General features: G+C 45.1%; 17 protein-coding genes. 7 read left to right on the top strand and 10 right to left on the bottom strand.

Going from position 1 to position 17,166, the window contains the following annotated elements; genetic code table 11:
- Positions 1-17: 17 nt before the first annotated feature.
- The gene (locus ACO0K1_RS04680; RefSeq protein WP_423023189.1) at positions 18-929 is read right to left on the bottom strand and encodes an EamA family transporter; all 912 of its coding nucleotides are present in this window, start codon (positions 927-929) and stop codon (positions 18-20) included.
- Positions 930-1,245: 316 nt separating this feature from the next.
- On the opposite strand from ACO0K1_RS04680, the gene ACO0K1_RS04675 reads away from it, so the two are divergent.
- From ACO0K1_RS04675 to ACO0K1_RS04655, 5 genes are all read left to right on the top strand, one after another.
- A complete protein-coding gene (locus ACO0K1_RS04675; protein ID WP_423023187.1) occupies positions 1,246-2,133 on the top strand; it encodes a PhzF family phenazine biosynthesis protein in 888 nt (295 codons plus the stop codon).
- A 129-nt stretch (positions 2,134-2,262) separates the two neighbouring features.
- Positions 2,263-3,378 (top strand): bifunctional 3,4-dihydroxy-2-butanone-4-phosphate synthase/GTP cyclohydrolase II, encoded by a 1,116-nt coding sequence (gene ribBA / locus ACO0K1_RS04670; protein WP_423023185.1) that lies wholly within the window; start codon positions 2,263-2,265, stop codon positions 3,376-3,378.
- A gap of 107 nt (positions 3,379-3,485) precedes the next feature.
- Positions 3,486-3,983 (top strand): 6,7-dimethyl-8-ribityllumazine synthase, encoded by a 498-nt coding sequence (ribH, locus tag ACO0K1_RS04665; protein ID WP_423023360.1) that lies wholly within the window; start codon positions 3,486-3,488, stop codon positions 3,981-3,983.
- Between the two features lie 158 nt (positions 3,984-4,141).
- Complete coding sequence (gene nusB / locus ACO0K1_RS04660) at positions 4,142-4,603, top strand: transcription antitermination factor NusB (protein ID WP_423023183.1); 462 nt, start codon at positions 4,142-4,144, stop codon at positions 4,601-4,603.
- 100 nt (positions 4,604-4,703) lie between these two features.
- A complete protein-coding gene (locus ACO0K1_RS04655) occupies positions 4,704-5,876 on the top strand; it encodes a pyridoxal phosphate-dependent aminotransferase (protein WP_423023181.1) in 1,173 nt (390 codons plus the stop codon).
- A 68-nt stretch (positions 5,877-5,944) separates the two neighbouring features.
- Here ACO0K1_RS04655 and ACO0K1_RS04650 read toward each other — a convergent pair whose 3' ends face one another.
- The gene (locus ACO0K1_RS04650) at positions 5,945-6,961 is read right to left on the bottom strand and encodes a transglycosylase SLT domain-containing protein (protein WP_423023179.1); all 1,017 of its coding nucleotides are present in this window, start codon (positions 6,959-6,961) and stop codon (positions 5,945-5,947) included.
- A 405-nt stretch (positions 6,962-7,366) separates the two neighbouring features.
- Here ACO0K1_RS04650 and ubiD point away from each other — a divergent pair, with 405 nt between their 5' ends.
- Positions 7,367-8,851, top strand: coding sequence for a 4-hydroxy-3-polyprenylbenzoate decarboxylase (gene ubiD, locus ACO0K1_RS04645; protein ID WP_423023358.1), 1,485 nt, complete (start codon positions 7,367-7,369; stop codon positions 8,849-8,851).
- A gap of 148 nt (positions 8,852-8,999) precedes the next feature.
- Here ubiD and ACO0K1_RS04640 read toward each other — a convergent pair whose 3' ends face one another.
- The 8 genes from ACO0K1_RS04640 to ACO0K1_RS04605 form a co-directional block, all read right to left on the bottom strand.
- Positions 9,000-9,146 (bottom strand): hypothetical protein, encoded by a 147-nt coding sequence (locus ACO0K1_RS04640; protein WP_423023177.1) that lies wholly within the window; start codon positions 9,144-9,146, stop codon positions 9,000-9,002.
- A 76-nt stretch (positions 9,147-9,222) separates the two neighbouring features.
- On the bottom strand, positions 9,223-9,996 hold the full coding sequence (locus tag ACO0K1_RS04635) for a peptidylprolyl isomerase (RefSeq protein WP_423023175.1): 774 nt from the start codon (positions 9,994-9,996) through the stop codon (positions 9,223-9,225).
- Between the two features lie 50 nt (positions 9,997-10,046).
- Positions 10,047-10,319 (bottom strand): BolA family protein, encoded by a 273-nt coding sequence (locus ACO0K1_RS04630; RefSeq protein ID WP_423023173.1) that lies wholly within the window; start codon positions 10,317-10,319, stop codon positions 10,047-10,049.
- A complete protein-coding gene (locus tag ACO0K1_RS04625) occupies positions 10,319-10,939 on the bottom strand; it encodes a septation protein A (RefSeq protein ID WP_423023171.1) in 621 nt (206 codons plus the stop codon). Before ACO0K1_RS04625 ends, ACO0K1_RS04630 begins: the two co-directional genes overlap by 1 nt.
- A 175-nt stretch (positions 10,940-11,114) precedes the next feature.
- The gene (locus ACO0K1_RS04620) at positions 11,115-12,617 is read right to left on the bottom strand and encodes a protein adenylyltransferase SelO (RefSeq protein ID WP_423023169.1); all 1,503 of its coding nucleotides are present in this window, start codon (positions 12,615-12,617) and stop codon (positions 11,115-11,117) included.
- A gap of 274 nt (positions 12,618-12,891) precedes the next feature.
- A complete protein-coding gene (locus ACO0K1_RS04615) occupies positions 12,892-14,733 on the bottom strand; it encodes a chemotaxis protein CheA (protein ID WP_423023167.1) in 1,842 nt (613 codons plus the stop codon).
- Entirely contained in the window at positions 14,733-15,497 is a 765-nt protein-coding gene (locus tag ACO0K1_RS04610; protein ID WP_423023165.1) for a protein phosphatase CheZ, read from the bottom strand. The genes ACO0K1_RS04615 and ACO0K1_RS04610 overlap by 1 nt, the downstream gene beginning before the upstream one ends.
- Before the next feature lie 240 nt (positions 15,498-15,737).
- A complete protein-coding gene (locus ACO0K1_RS04605) occupies positions 15,738-16,220 on the bottom strand; it encodes a putative toxin-antitoxin system toxin component, PIN family (protein ID WP_423023163.1) in 483 nt (160 codons plus the stop codon).
- A gap of 11 nt (positions 16,221-16,231) precedes the next feature.
- On the opposite strand from ACO0K1_RS04605, the gene yaaA reads away from it, so the two are divergent.
- Positions 16,232-17,023, top strand: a complete 792-nt coding sequence (gene yaaA / locus ACO0K1_RS04600) for a peroxide stress protein YaaA (protein WP_423023161.1) — start codon at positions 16,232-16,234, stop codon at positions 17,021-17,023.
- Positions 17,024-17,166 lie beyond the last annotated feature (143 nt).

Here is a 17,166-nt window from a genome sequence, read left to right as displayed (position 1 = left end):
TAACGTATTTTTCTTGTTCAGGCGAATTTTGCGCGAATTGAGTGCACTATTTTCTGTCCAAAAACATTGATCAATAATCCACCCATTACAATCAATGCACCAAGAATTTGTAGTGGTGTCAATGCTTCGCCAAGAATCAGCCAAGCTGTACTCAGGCCGATAACGGGTACTAATAATGTTAAAGGTGCAACGGTATGGGTTGGTAATGTTGATAGCAATTTCCCCCATAAGGTGTAGCCAATTAATGTCGCAGCAAAGGCAAGATAAGCGATCGAGAATGCCGAGGGGAGGCTCATATTGCTTAAACTATGTCCAATAGTGTCAGCACCTTCAAAATAAAGTGACAATAAGAAAAAAGGGATAATAGGGACCAATGCACTCCATGAAACCAGGCTTAAGACTGCCGTTGGACCGATTTTCTTATTCATCACATTGCCAGTTGCCCAAGAAAGCGCAGCGCAAATCGTTAAGACAAATCCGATGAACGTCACCTTGCTTCCGGTTTGGCTGATGCTCGTGCTGCCTAATAAAATCAGGCCCATGCTGGCGACCAACATGCCGAGAAGATTGCTTAATTTGAGTTTGTCTCCAAAGACAATGGCTGATAAGCCAACCGTAAAAAAAGCCTGTGCCTGCAGAACCAACGATGCAAGTCCAGCGGGCATACCGAGCGCCATCGCTGAAAATAGAAAGGCAAATTGTCCGAAACTAATGGTTAGCGCATAGGCAGCCAATAACTTGAATGGCACCTTAGGACGGGGAATGAAAAAAATCGCCGGAAACGCAACCACGGTGAATCGCAATGTGCCCATTAAGAAGGGCGGAATACCTTTAAGCCCGATTTTAATAACAACAAAGTTCATTCCCCACAAGATAACCACAGCTAGCGCAGTAAAAATATGACGCGGGGTAAGAGTCTGATCGGACATGAGGCTACCGTTCCTTAAAGTGGTATTGTTCAATTTTGTTAGCCTTAGCTTACCAGTTTGTGTAGCCGGATGTTGTATCTTGAAAGATAATTTAATTTGTGCACGTAGATATCCGCGAAAAGATCTGACTTGTAAATCTGTTTTAAATGATTTGAAAGATTTGTTTTATTAGTAAGGATTTTCTGTGAGGATTATCACTGAGGATTATCACTGAGGATTATTACGTGAAACTTGCGAACAGCAAGAATGATATCGAGCAATATGCCAATGGCTTGGCAATTTGAATTATCAATGCAATTACTACAAGTGAACTTCAATGCTATCAAAAAGATCTTATCCGTTTCGCATTCTCAATGTCTTCGCCGAATCTACATTTGGCGGCAATCCTTTATGCGTGTTCGAACATGCGGAAGGGATGTCGGATGCGGAAATGCAGGCGCTGGCTTTGCAATTTAATTTATCGGAAACGTGCTTCATATTGCCATCTGACAAGGCGACAGCGAAAATGCGAATTTTTACACCCGATGCCGAGATGGGGTTTGCAGGCCATCCCAGTATTGGTACTGCCCACGTAGTGAAGGAATTGCGTCAGTCGGGCTCTATTTTGAATTTAGAATGTAAGGCCGGCCTGGTGCCTTTGCAACTCGACGATGAAATTTGGACGTTCACCGCGCCACAAACGCCAAAAATCACCCCCTGCGACGTTGCACGAGAAGAAATCGCCCGCATGCTGGGCTTGCAAGACCATGATTTACTTGGTGATCCGGTTTGGGTCAATACGGGTTCTGATCAGATACTTGTTCCTTTGGTCAATGAGGCTGCAGTTCGTCGCGCACAACTGAATGGCGCAATGTTGGCGAGATGGCCGAAAAGCAGTATAGGACGCCAAACCGCCTACGTTTTTGCTTTTGACAATAATGATACTGATGATACTGATCACCAAAATAATATTTCTGTGACCGCCCGTTATTTTTTTGCCCGGCGTGGCGGTGGCGTTGGCGAAGATCCTGCAACTGGATCCGCGTGCGCTAATTTAGGTGGTTGGTGGTTGCACAGCTTGCGCAAAATTCCTATGGCGTTCACGGTTTCGCAAGGTACGCAAATGCTCAGACCAAGCCAGCTTTATCTGCATATAATGAATGATGAAAGTATACAAGTCGGCGGTAAAGTGCAAGAAATTGGTCGAGGTGTGATCCAAATCTAGGAAAAACGCTTTAAATGCTCAGAAAGCACGGGAAGAGTAGGGCGAAATCCTTTAAAATAACGGCTTCATTCAAATGCAGTTGGTTGATCTTGCGCCTGGCGTCAGATCTAGCCCTTCAGGATATCCCCTATGAGCATGTCTAATACCCTAGAAATCGTCGCCGAGTTGCGAGCTGGCCGCATGGTCATTCTGGTTGACGAAGAAGACCGAGAAAACGAAGGCGACCTGATTATGGCCGCTGAGTTCGTTACGCCGGAAGCAATTAACTTTATGGCAAAATTTGGACGCGGGCTCATTTGCCTGACGCTGACTGAAGAACGTTGCGACGAGCTTAATTTGGCGATGATGACCACACGAAACGGAACCTCGTTCGGCACCAATTTTACGGTCTCAATTGAGGCGGCTGAAGGGGTGACAACAGGAATCTCCGCAGCGGATCGCGCGCGAACAGTACAAGTAGCCGTAGATAAAAAATCAACCGCTATTGATATTGTTCAGCCAGGTCACGTATTTCCGTTAAAAGCGCAAAAAGGTGGTGTGCTGATGCGTGCTGGTCACACTGAAGCAGGTTGCGATCTCGCGGAGCTCGCCGGTTTGACCCCAGCTTCGGTGATTTGTGAAATCATGAAGGACGATGGCACCATGGCGCGTCTGCCTGATTTGATTGAGTTCGCAAAAGAACACAATCTAAAAATTGGCACAATTGCTGATTTAATTCACTACCGCAGCCAAACCGAGAGTATTGTTGATCGTGTCGCCGAACGTGAAATGCATACGGTGCATGGTAGTTTTAAAGCGGTGGTGTACCGCGATAAACCGAGCGGGTCGGCGCACTTAGCCTTAGTACATGGAACGATCAGCGCCGAAAAGGAAGCGTTGGTGCGTGTGCATCAACCGGTCTCGATTCTCGATTTGTTAGAAAGCAAAGCGACAACGCACTCTTGGAATATTGCTGCCGCTATGCAAGCAGTGCAAGCTGCGGAGTCGGGTGTTATCGTGTTGTTAAATTGCGAAGAAACTGCCGAACAGATGTTTGATCAGTTTAAAGCGTTAAACGCACCAGAGACGAAGCCGGTAGGTCGTGCAGCCAGCATGGATTTGCGTAATTACGGCATAGGTGCTCAGATTTTAAAAGACGTGGGCGTTGGAAAAATGAAATTGCTGGCGAATCCTCGCAAAATGCCGTCAATGGTCGGTTTTAACTTGGAAGTAGTGGGCTATCTTGATAAGCCTGGCGCGAACTAAAACAGTTAATTTGCTGGTTACGTTGGAGGCGGTTGCGAGATGTCGCTGAAAATCCCCCCTCAATTTGAATAAATATGATTAAGCGCTTTGGCGCAGGAAAGAACGTTATGACAGTTGGACACTATGAATCAAATCTCGATGGCGCAGGCGTACGCGTTGGCATTGTGCAAGCCCGCTTCAACGAAAAAGTCGGCAATGGCTTGTTATCATCTTGCCTCGCTGAACTTACTCGTCTAGGGGTGTTGAATGAAGACATCTTGCACGTTACTGTTCCTGGCGCATTGGAAGTGCCTTTGGCGTTGCAAAAAATGGCGGAAACCAACCAATTTGATGCTTTAATTGCGCTCGGTGCGGTGATTCGTGGAGAAACCTATCACTTTGAACTGGTTTCTAATGAATCTGGCGCTGGTATCACCCGCGTTGGTTTGGATGCAGGAATTCCAATCGCGAATGCAATTTTGACGACAGAAAATGATGAGCAAGCTGAAGTCCGTATGCAAGAAAAAGGTGCGGATGCAGCTCGTGTTGCGGTTGAAATGGCCAATTTGACACTTGCATTGGAAGAGTTGGCTGAAGCAACGGATGATATCGATTACGATGCGTGATTCTCTGTTGGAATCATGATGTTCGTTGATTCCGGGCAGTAAGTGCGTATCGCGTTATCTGGAATAAGAGTGAACGCCTCCGCGCTATCACAATTGAGTATATATATAAGAAGGCTGTGCAAGATTGTTCAGCTAGCAATATTTAGTAAGAGAAGAATATGAATAATAAAACACAACACGCCAATCCGAGTAAAAGCCGTTCACCACGCCACCGCGCACGTGAGTTTGCGTTGCAAGGCCTTTATCAATGGCTACTCAACAATGAAGATTCCGGCGTGATTGATGCGCATATCCGTCAAGCGCATGGTTTTGACAAGGCTGATCGCGAACATTTCGATGCCTTATTGCATGGTGCGATTAATCATTCGATCGCATTGCGCGAAGAGTTCGCTCTTTTAATTGATCGTGGGATCAAAGAATTGTCCCCAATCGAACACGCAGCATTGTTGATTGGCACTTTCGAGTTGAAAAATCATATCGAAATTCCTTATCGTGTGGTGATTAATGAAGCAGTTGAACTGACTAAATCATTTGGTGGTATCGATGGTCATAAATATGTGAATGGCGTATTGGACAAATTAGCGGTGAAATTGCGCCCCAACGAGGTTGCTGCAAAATAATCGCTGCTACTCAACGCAATCATGCCGTCTTTTTTCTGTATAAGAAATCAGACGGTTTTTTTATGTCAAAATTTTTATTTGGTCTTGCTCTCGGGTATTCATGATGGAAAACAAACTTGCTTCACGCTTAGAAAATATCGCGCCATTTCATGTTATGGAATTAATGAAAATGGCCGCCGAATTAGAGCATGAAGGGCGGCATTTAATACACATGGGAATCGGCGAGCCAGATTTTACTGCGCCGCAAATAGTGATTGATGCTGCAGCGAAGGCAATGGCGGATGGTCGATTGCAATATACGTCGGCATTAGGTTTGCCAGCACTCCGTGAGGCGATTTCTGCGCATTACGCCGAAAAATTTGGTGTGTATGTGCCCGCATCTCGGATTGTGGTGACTGCGGGAGCATCGGCGGCACTTTTGCTGGCTTGTGCCGCATTGGTTGAACCGGGAAAAGAAGTATTAATGCCGGATCCGTGTTATCCGTGTAATCGGCATTTTGTCGCGGCGTTCGAAGGTAGGGCGAGTTTGGTGGCAAGTGGCCCAGAACATCGGTTTCAGCTTACCGATCAAATGGTCAACGAACATTGGACACACAAGACGTCAGGCGTACTGCTTGCTTCGCCATCAAATCCAACTGGAACCTCGATAGAGGCTGGCGAATTAGCGAAGATTATCGCTAATGTGAAAGCGCGTGGCGGATTTACTATCGTTGATGAGATATATCAGGGCTTGTCCTATGATGCGACACCATTTTCTGCACTGTCACTGGACGATGATGTGGTTATTATTAATAGCTTTAGTAAGTATTTCAATATGACGGGGTGGCGCTTGGGCTGGATAGTCGTGCCTGAACGTCTGGTCCCTTCGCTGGAAAAACTGGCGCAGAATTTATTTATATGCGCTTCATCCGTTGCTCAACACGCGGCATTGGCATGCTTTTCAAACGAAGCGTTAACAATTTATGAGGCTAGAAAGCTTGAATTTAAGCGTCGCCGCGATTTTATTGTGCCTGCATTGAGAGAATTAGGTTTTGGTATTCCCGTGATGCCAGATGGCGCTTTTTATGTCTACGCTGATTGTTCGAGCTTTACAGATGATGCCGATGCGTTCGCTAAACAAGTATTGCGCGAGGCAGGGGTCGTTATCGTTCCTGGTCAGGATTTTGGTCCATTCACTGCGACGTCTTATGTACGTTTATCGTACGCTAATTCTATGGAGAACTTACAAGAAGCGGTGGCGCGGTTAAAAACTTTCTTACCGGCACGTCCGTAAAGTAAAAAGAGCTGTCACTACTTTACGTAATGACAGCTCCTTCTGACAGTTCTTTGGAGTCGCGTTAATTAAAGTGCCGCTACCTGATCTTTAGCGTCAGATTTGAGCTTAGCTTCATTGGTATCATTTTTGATGACCGGTGCTGGCGCCGCTTGACGCGCTACCGGCGCCGGTTGTACTGGATTTGCGAATACGGTAGGGACATTTTTGCCTGCCGAGACATCCTTTAATCGCTTGTATTCGGTCATTACTCTGGAGCCATAGCCAGAGTCATTATCGAATGCACCTGCACCAACATATAATTTTAAGCCAGCTTCAATTGAACCTGCACGGGACACGTAGTCTTTTAAAATCAACGCGCCAACTTTGATATTTGCAACAGGATTTAAAGCGGCCTTCACGCCACCCATGTCCTCAAACTTTTCCTGATGAACCTTGGACATGACTTGCATTAATCCTTGGGCGCCTACAGGGCTTTCCGCGAAGGGATTAAGTCCTGATTCAATTGCCATCACCGACAAAATCAACAACGGATCTAATTTAATGTCTTTGGCAGTTAAATATGCAGCAGATACAAGCATATTTGTCGCGTCCGTTGCTACACGATAGCGTTTCGATAACCAATTTGTCACCCATTGCTGCTGACGTTGATTGCCTAATAATTTAGCATCTTCTTCATTGTACCTGGCGTTATGAACTGCACTTGATGCGTCGGTTTGTCCCGGTGCTTGCATTAACATTGCCAGACTAGGTGGCGGTACTTCTACTTCCGCTTGTTGTTCTGGTTCTGCAAATGGCGATAAGTTTTTAAATTTATCAGCCAGTTCAGGTTTGATGAACATCGTAGCTAATAGGACGATGGCGGTAATGCCTGAAATCGTAACCAAGTGGCGAGCAATGGTAATGAGGCCAATTGTGTTTGCTTGCGCCATCGAATTTGGCGCCGTGCGTTTTTGTGCGGCTGAAAGAGCGCTTTGTTGTACAGCTAAAATAAAACGTTGAATCATGTAACCTCCTGAATCATCGCGTTGCAAAAGCTCAATATCGAGCAAGGTGCATAAAACTACTTCACGAATCAGAAACATCGCCTTCGTCGCATAATGCGATCCAAAGGCGCCGGAGTTATTTATCTGTTTAAGTTCGTCACACTTGGTACTGGAGCATCCAGCGATAAATAACTTTTTTTCGGGTTAAGGCAGACGCCTTTTGAAAACAATCCTTACAATGTCATGTGGGACCCGACCCCCGTGAATGATGTTACCGTTTTTGGTGAGACCGTCTTCGCATTACAGCGGCAGAACTGTTCATCTCTTCATCAAGTTGGGCGAATTGTAGGGGTGGTTTTATATCAAGTCAATACTATCAAAATGAATTTCAATTACTTTTAAATATAATGAATTTCGCTGCGTTGCAGCAAAAACCAATAAAATCAATCACTTAGGCAATTAAACTTGACTAACTAGTTCAGACATCCAAATAAGCGAAAAATGATTAAATATTCCGATTTGAGAGATTTTATTTCTCAATTGCAAGAAATGAATGAATTAAAACAAGTCGACATCCAAATTTCTCCGCATTTGGAGATGACGGAGATTTGTGATCGTACGTTGCGTGCAGAAGGTCCCGCACTTTTATTCAATCATCCAACGGGACATACGATTCCGGTATTGGCAAATTTGTTCGGAACCCCGCGTCGCGTTGCCTTGGGGATGGGGGCTGATAATGTCAGCGAATTGCGGCAGATTGGACATCTGCTTTCCGCCTTAAAAGAACCAGAACCACCCAAGGGCTTTAAAGACATTTTAGGCATGGGGAGTCTGGTGAAAGCCGTATGGGATATGGCTCCGAAGGAATTGCGTGGGGCGAAGTGTCAAGAAATCGTATGGGAGGGAAATGACGTCGATTTGTCTCGTTTGCCGATACAACATTGCTGGCCAGGCGACGTTGCGCCCTTGATTACGTGGGGATTGGTCATTACCAAGGGACCCAATAAAAAACGGCAAAATTTAGGTATTTATCGCCAGCAGGTTTTGGGCCCAAACAAGGTCATTATGCGTTGGTTGGCACACCGTGGAGGTGCATTAGATTTTCGTGAGCACAGCATTGTCAATAAAGGAAAGCCGTATCCAATAGCCGTTGCTTTGGGGGCTGATCCGGCAACAATTCTTGGGGCGGTGACACCTGTTCCCGACAGTTTGTCTGAATACCAGTTTGCAGGCTTATTACGTGGTAGTCGGACGGAATTGGTAAAGGCGATAGGTAGTGAATTAAGAGTTCCAGCGTCTGCAGAGATCGTACTTGAAGGTCATATTTATCCTGATGATTCACACGCCTCGGGATATGAGCACGCGTTAGAAGGCCCCTACGGTGACCACACTGGATATTACAATGAACAGGATTGGTTTCCGGTTTTTACGATTGATCGCATCACCATGCGTCGCGACCCAATTTATCATTCAACCTACACCGGAAAACCCCCAGATGAACCAGCTGTCTTGGGTGTGGCATTGAATGAAGTATTTATTCCTTTGCTTCAAAAACAGTTTAGTGAAATTACTGATTTTTATTTGCCTCCAGAAGGTTGTAGCTATCGAATGGCTGTAGTTCAAATGAAAAAATCATATGCTGGTCACGCCAAACGCGTGATGTTTGGTGTTTGGAGCTTTTTGCGCCAATTTATGTATACCAAGTTTATTATTGTTGTCGACGAGGATGTCAATATTCGAGATTGGAAAGAAGTCATCTGGGCGATAACGACACGTGTAGACCCTAGTAGAGATACGACCTTGGTCGATAATACGCCGATTGATTACTTGGATTTTGCGTCGCCTGTGAGTGGCTTAGGTAGCAAAATGGGCATTGATGCGACCAATAAATGGCTAGGCGAGACCGATCGGGAGTGGGGTAGCACGATCGTAATGAGCGCGGACATAAAGGGGCGAGTAGACGAGCTTTGGCCGCAATTGGGCTTGTAAAATCAGGATGGTAATCAAATGATATACTGGGTGGGAGTATTAAAAATAATCATTGTATTTGCAATGATATATTAAGCTATTTTTAATATACTCCCACTAAGTTGGTTTGCTAGAAGGGATTTATATGCACAAAATTAGATTTGCGTACTCACTCTATGTTTGAACAGGTGGGCATTTGTAAGGTACTTATTTGTGCACCCTTGTTCTGAGGTAATTGACGACCGTAACCAATTATTGGCACCAACACCAACACCAACACCAACACCAACAAGCGATTAGTCATCGCTGCGATCATGCAGATTCTGCGAATTAGGGACAAAAAAAGGCGCCGTATAAAACGGCGCCTTTTGTATTTCTAGCTTAGATTGCTTTTACTTAATTGTTGCTTTTTTAAGTAATGCTTGTTGGTAAGCTTGAATTTTTTGCTGTTGCAAACCATCGATAATTTGAGGTTTTACTTCTTCCAGGCTTGGGAATTTTAAGCTGCGAACGTCTTCCAGTTTGATGACGTGGAAGCCAAATTGGGATTTTACAGGTATTTCTGTAAATTGACCTTTTTGCAATGCAACCATCGCACTAGAGAACTCTGGTACGAACGTTGCTGGCGATGCCCAATCCAGATCGCCACCTTTGGAGGCAGAACCCGTATCTTTAGATTGTTTAGCTAATTCTTCGAATTTAGCGCCAGCTTTCAATTTTGAAATGATCGCTTTTGCATCATCTTCTTTGTCGACGAGGATATGATAAGCGTGGTATTCCTTGTCGCCAGCTTGCGCTTTTGCTTTGTCGTATTCAGCTTGGATATCGGCGTCAGTGACCGGATTCTTTTTAATATACTCAATCATCAAGGCGCGAATCAACAGGGATTGACGGGCGATTTCTAATTGATTTTTAACGTCTGGATTTGACGCCAGGCCTGATTTTTCAGCTTCTTGCATCAATACTTCGCGATTGATGAGTTCTTGTTTTACTTTTGCGCGTAAATCAGGAGTGTCTTGCTGGCCTTGGGACGTCAATTGTTTTACTAAAGCATCAACGCGCGAGGATGGAATGGCTTTGCCATTCACGACAGCGAGATTTTGAGCCATTACTGGCAAAGCAGTTGCAAGAAGTGCTACCAGCAAAAGAGCAGGTTTAAAAGTCATTGTCTGTTCCTAAATAACAAAATAAAAAAAACGGATTATAAATAAACTGCTTAGGTCGGTATCTCTGACGGTGCCATCGCTACTATAGCTAGCGCGTGAACCTCCGTATGCATCATATCGCCAATGGCATCATACACCAGACGATGGCGAGAAATGCGATTTAGCCCTTCAAAATGATGAGAAATTATTTTCAAATTGTAATGACTGCCACCTGAAGCAGCGCCTGCATGCCCGGCGTGTGCTGCAGAGTCGTCCTCAAGCTCGCAAACAACGGGTTTGAGAGCGGAGGTCAGGCGGGATTGCAGTTGATCAAAACGTGACATTACTCTGTTTCCTCCATATATTTTGATAAAAATAAGCTTTGTACAACAATGAATGCCGGGGTGATTGCTACCATGGAAATCAATTTGAAATTTGCCCATGTATCCGTGGAAAAATTGAACGCCACCCAAATATTAAGCAAACCCATTACGAAGAAGTAGGCTGCCCATGCCAAACTTAAGTATGACCACACTTGTTCTGGTAATTTGACTTGCGCTTCCATGACCGTACGGATCAGATTTTTTCTGAAAACAAATTGCGCAAGCAAAAATGCGCCACAGTAGCACCAATATAAAACGGTAGGCTTCCACTTGATAAAGGTAGCGCTATGAAAGTAAATTGTGGCGCCACCAAAGACCATAATGATGATGAATGAAATCCAAAGCATTGGATCGACTTTTATTCTCCGCACTAACATCGAGCTGATTTGTGCGATAGATGCGACTAATGTTACGGCCGTTGCGAGCAGAATGGGTGCAATTTCGGGGTCGCTGATGCCACCAGCGACAAAACGTGAAAGATAATTTTCAACCAGTGATTGTGCTGCCGGCACGTGGCTCTCGCCCCATTTAAAGGTGACGAAAAACAAAATAACGGGAAATAGATCAAAAAGGAATTTCATTAAATGCAGACATAGTCATAGTGTTAAATACCAGGCATTCTGAGTACTGTCGTGGCCTGGTTCTCTTGTTTCGTGTGCTAAGTGGCACATTGGTTTGCATTGTCGAGCGTCGCAGATGGTACACAATATTGCAGGGCAAGTCATTTGATGAATTTCTGCATGCTCTTTCAATGTCTTATGAGGAGCAACTCACCTCAAGACCTTTAGCCCAATCCGGTGGAAGTGCTGCATAGACCTCGTTTTCTGGTTGTTCGTCAAAAGGTCTTTCTAAAAGTGATAATAATTTAGTTATTTCAGAAAAATCCTTATTTTTTGCCTTTTCGATCGCATTTTGAGCTAAATAGTTCCGCAAAATATACTTTGGATTTGTCGCAAGCATTGATGTCTGGCGTTGAACTTCGTCGCTAGATTCAAGCTGCAGCCGTGTTCTGTAGCGTTCTAGCCAGGCTTTTAGGCCTTCTCTGTCAATAAAAAGATCTAGTAAGTCCGCATCTTTTGCGCTGATCGCGTTATCCAGAGCGCTGAGTTTGCGGAAGCTTAACGTAAAGTCGGCATGATTTTCTTGTAACAAGGTAAAAAAATCGTCCGATAGCTGCTTATCTGTTTCTTGACGAGTGGTGAATCCAAGTTTTGCCCGCATCAGGGTTGACCATTTGTCCGTGAAACTACCAGCGTAGACCGACAGCGCTGCTTGCGTGTCCTCGACGGAGCCGATCAGGGGAAGTAATGCCTGTCCCAGCGCGTGCATGTTCCAGTTACCTATACTTGGCTGCATTTTGTAGGAATAACGACCTTGCTGATCCGTGTGGTTGCAAATATGACCCTCGTCGAATGCTTCCATGAATCCAAATGGTCCATAGTCCAGAGTTAGGCCAAGTATCGACATATTGTCTGTGTTCATTACGCCATGCATGAACCCAACTGATTGCCATAATGCCATTAATTCTGCGGTCTTGTGGGTGACAGTTGTCAGAAAGCTCCGGTAAGGATTTGGGTGCTCCCTGCATTCTGGATAGTAGTGATCGATCACAAAATCAGCTAGTACTCTCAATTCATCATGGCGCCGGTTGTAATACCAGTGTTCAAACGACCCAAAGCGAATAAAACTCGGAGCCAGACGCGTTACCACTGCGGTGGTTTCTGGTTCCTCACGGAACACGTATTGATCTGATCCTGTGATACAGAGGGCTCTTGAGGAAGGAATTCCGAGCGCATGCATAGCTTCTGAACACAAAAATTCGCGGATTGATGACCTGAGAACGGCGCGGCCGTCACCAGACCTGGAGTAGGGTGTTGGCCCCGCTCCTTTAAGTTGGACCTCCAGATGCTGTTGATCCTTGGTGAGCGTGTCACCTAATAAGATGGCACGGCCATCACCGAGCTGTCCAGCCCATACGCCAAATTGATGACCAGAATAAACGCTGGCTAATGGCGCGGTCTCATTGGGTAACCGATTGCCAGTAAAGAATTCGACCACATCGCGCTGATCATATTGGCTTGGTGGGATAGTTAGCGCTTGGGCTTGGGATTGGCTCACCGCAACCAGATAAGGGTTGGTCAGAGGAGTTGGACGCAGATGAGTAAAAAAAGTTGGCGGAAGATTTGCAAATCGGCTCGTCGTTAAGAAGCGGTCGATATGTGAGATCTGGTTTGATAGTGAATCGCTGGGAGCTGACATGGAAATAATGGCTTATTAAGAATGACGTTCATTCTGCCAGAGTATGAAGCTTCATGTTTTTTTGCGCCACAAGAAGGGACTCTGGAGGATATTATTATTTTTTTAAATTTTATTTGATTGTAAATCTGTGCCTGCACGACTGCTGCAAAAAATAAGGGTTTATTTCCTGAGAAATAAACCCTTAAAATAAACCCTTAAAATAAACCCTTAAAATAAACCCTTAAAATAAACCCTTAAAATAAACCCTTATTTAGGATTGCTTTTATATTTTGGCTTAGGTTGTCATCATTTCGCGGACCTTGCAGCCATCAATGAGGAATGACAAGCTGATCACCAATACCAATTCACCTTCTGCTGATCGCGCTGTACCGGTGATGCCGGGGGTGCTGATGCAAGTCAGGGGCTTAATGACCAGGTCGGCGGTACCATCAACAGAGTCTACAGACAAAATATATGGATTTGGTGCTGCAATAACGATACCAACGCGTTCAGACGAAGGCGAGTAGCCTAAAGTTTTGCCAAGAGATTTCACGGGCAAAGGTCGACCTAAATCACGCAGTACAGGTTGGCCGCCGACACTTTCAAATGTTTCAGGTAATTCGACGACTCGCTGGACGGTTGCCATTGGTAACGCCAGTGACGCGCCATCGGTGCGCACTACCATTGTAGGGACAATCGAAAGTTCAATAGGCAAGCGGATCAGGAAGGTAGTTCCCTTGCCAAGTTCGGAAGCAATTCGAATGGCGCCACGATGGCGTTCTACCGCCGTTTTTACAACGTCCATGCCAACGCCGCGCCCCGAGACGCTCGACGCCACTTCTTTTGTTGAAAAGCCTGGTAAAAATACCAACTGAAATGCTTCGTCGTCGGTACGTGCATCGTGTGAATTGATGAGTCCTTTGGAAATCGCTTTATCTCTCAGACGCTGTGCATCCATCCCTTTGCCATCGTCAGAAACTTCGATCATGACGCTGCTGGCTTCTTGCCATGCCTTCAACGATATCGTTGCACGCGGAGATTTATTGGTTACCAGACGGTCCTCAGATGTTTCAATCCCGTGATCAAGCGCATTGCGCAGCATATGCACCAATGGGTCATATAAGCTGTCAACAACCACACGATCCACTTCAGTTTCGGCACCCGAAATGTTTAAATCAACATCTTTACCTAAGTCGCGTGCTAATTCGCGAACTAATCGCGGAAACTTTTGGAATAAGCGCCCAACAGGCTGCATCCGGGTTGCTAAGGTCGCCCGTTGTAACTCAGTCGAGTATCTTGAAGCACGTGTCAATGTTTCTGTCAGTGCGGCCATCAGTGGGGCCGCCTGGCCATCAAACTTGTATTGCCCCAATTTTTCTAGCAAAACCGCGGCTTGATTGGCAGCCTGGACCGATTCGCCAGCAACTTCTAAAAGCACGTTAAGTTTTACGGCATCAATTCGGATGCTTTCTTCTTTAGCGGGAGCGTTTTGTTTGATATCGGCGCTAGAGAGGGAAGTCTTAACTGCTTCATTTTCTTCTCTGATGTTCGCTGGCTGCGGCGCTTCGTAGGTCTCCGTGACCGTTTCAGGCAAAGTGCCCGCAGGCGTGACCGCGCGATAATACGCTTCCCAGTCTATATTGCCATCTTGTGCTTGTGTTGACGGTGCACTCGTGGTTGCGACAGGACTAACGATGGGGGCGGCTGCTTTCTGCGTGGCAGCAGATGGAGCTGCGGCCTTTTTGCTAACGCCTTTGCTTTCAATTGCGTCCGTCAACATTGCTTCGAGTGACTTCGGCATGGTCGAAAGCTGTTCCGGCGCAACACCATTGTTTAGCGCTGTTAACTGATCGGCAACAAACCCACTGGCTTCTAATGCTGCTTCGATGGCTTCAGGTGTAACTGCAACTTGTCCAGTCCTCAGCGCATCAAACAAATTTTCAGTCAGATGGCAGGCAGAAACCATTGCGGTCAGGTTCATAAAACCCGCACCGCCTTTAATAGTATGAAATGACCTGAACACGGCATTAAGTGTGTTCATGTCGCCGGGGTTGCGCTCAAGTGAAAGCAGATGTTCTTCTACATTTGTCGCCAGATCGAGCGCTTCGACGACAAATTCTTTGAGCATGTCATCCATTAGAAACCCAAGCTATCAAGAAGATTATCTACGTCATCCTGTTCCAGTGCGGCATTCGGGACGGATGGACCCTCCATCAATTCAACTGCCTTTTCTTTTAAGTCTGAAGGTGCATTATCAAGCAGAATTTGCGCTAATTCGCGTTCAACAGTTTTGTTGATGGCAACTACTTTTTTGATTAACTGACCAGTCAAATCCTGGAAATCCTGCGCCATCATGATGTCAAGCAGGCGCGCTTTTTCGGCGTCGGTGGCGGTTAGTACTGCATTAGCAAACGTTTTGGAATCACTAGCCAGTTCTTTAAATTCGTCAATACTGAGTTTGCCTGCAAATAAATCATCCCAGCGGGCGTCCATTTTCTTGGCTTTTTTAGCTAACTCGTCTTGTTCTGGCATACCTAAATCGGTCGCGTTCAAAACTTTGTTTGCGGCCTGTTCGGTAAGTGTAGCTACATATTCAAGACGATCTTTGGCATCGGCTACTTGAATCGCAACATCTGACAGTGAGCGGTCATATCCAAGCTGGCGCATCGAGTCATGCAACATGCGGACGACATTGCCGAGCCGATCAAACATAGGCTTATTGGCATCTTCGTCAGTGTTATGGGGGTTCAGTTTTGCAACTTGTTCGCCAACAGTTGCTGAAGTATCGATGACTGCTTCAGGAGCAGGCTCTTCAATCGGGGCGGGGGCTGGATTTGTTTCCTGGCGTTGATTTGCCATTTCTTCAAACAATGCATCCAGATCATCTGCTGAATCGGTCATAGTTCTTCATTCTCCATAATCGCTGTGACTTTTGTGCAATTTTTCCACAAATATCATGGTCTGTCGTTACTTCTTGGCAAAAAATGAGAAATAAATTCTCATTAATCTTTTTTAGTAACTGAATTTTTGAAATCTTATTCTTATCAACCTAGGCCATTCTCTTTCGAAGAATGCGCAATTTTGATCTCGCTCTATACTAGCAGGAGTTTGCCAAAGAGTAACCTATGGTTTTAAATATTGTCATTCTTTTGTTAGATTAAATACAGTTTTCATAGAAACTTCTTCGTCGCTAGCGAGAAAATTCTCTGGCGTGAGGACGGAGAATAAGCCAAGTTTGCGGATTCTTTTGGCGAGTTTTAGTAGCGCTTTATCTTTTGTGATTAAAAACTGTGCGTCGGTATCCCGCGCTATCTCCAGGAATTTTTGATCGTCTTTATCGCTGCAAACAGGAAGTCGAAGGTGCGCGAGAGCCTCCGGCGTGACGGATTCAATCAGCTGATCGTACCGTGTTTTGATTTCTTCTATATTTTCAGCGTTCACCGGTAAGTGAGGGTATTTAAGGACTGCCAGCCATTCGTCGCGACATTCGGGTCTGGTATAGGCTTTTAGCCTGCCATTTAGAAGTGCATCGAGAATTGCCGTCCAGCGTGGGTCATGGAAAACAAATAAATCGAGGCAAACATTGGTGTCAATTACGATGCGCTTGGGTATGATGGAGTTCATTGTGTTAAAAAATGTCTTTAATTATGCTTATTGTATTATCTCCAGCCAAAAGTCTGGATTATGAAAGTCCAGTTAGTTCAACTATTTTTACCCAGGCAGATTTCCTTAACGAAGCTGAGCAGTTGATCAAGATAGCAAAACAGTTATCCGCTGAGCAGTTGAGTTTGCTCATGAATATCTCTCCGGATTTAGCGCGATTGAATGTGAATCGGTTCAAAGCGTGGAAGAAAAAGCCAAAGGGTGGCCCTCTGAAGCAAGCAATTTTTGCTTTTAATGGCGACGTTTATGAGGGTTTGCAAGTAAAAAGTCTGAATGCAAAACAATTGGATTATTTGCAATCAAATTTAAGAATTTTATCTGGTCTGTATGGCGTTTTACGACCTCTCGATTTGTTGCAACCGTATCGGCTGGAAATGGGAACTTCATTGCCTAATCAATACGGAAAAAATTTATATGCTTTCTGGGGTGGGCGGGTTACGGCGTCATTAAACCAGTTACTTCTTCAAAATAAGTCTTCGACTTTACTGAATCTGGCGTCAGAAGAATATTTCAAAGTGGTGAAGCCAGTGTTGTTTAATGGCACAATTATCACGCCTGTTTTCCAGGATTGGAAGAATGGTAAATTCAAAATCATCTCTTTTTATGCAAAAAGGGCCCGAGGTTTGATGGCGCGATATTGTGCCGAGCGTAATATCGTGGATATTGAGGATGTAAAAAACTTCAATGTAGATCAGTATGTCTATTGCGAAGAAGAGTCTGCTGAAGCGACATGGGTTTTTCGGCGCCGTATCGATGTGGATTGAAATTCTTTTAATGCCTTTGGATATTGAAGCCTGGTTGATTTAAGTGATTACTGCCGGTCGGAAATACAGACGAAAATAAAAAAACCGATCATCGGATCGGTTTTTTGTTCGCTGAGTTAATAAGTGAGTAGAAGTTCATATAA

This window comes from Undibacterium sp. SXout20W (assembly GCF_049340285.1).
Taxonomy (GTDB): domain Bacteria; phylum Pseudomonadota; class Gammaproteobacteria; order Burkholderiales; family Burkholderiaceae_D; genus Undibacterium.
The sequence above is the reverse complement of the archived record's forward strand: the minus strand, read 5'-3'. Positions and strand labels throughout refer to the sequence as shown.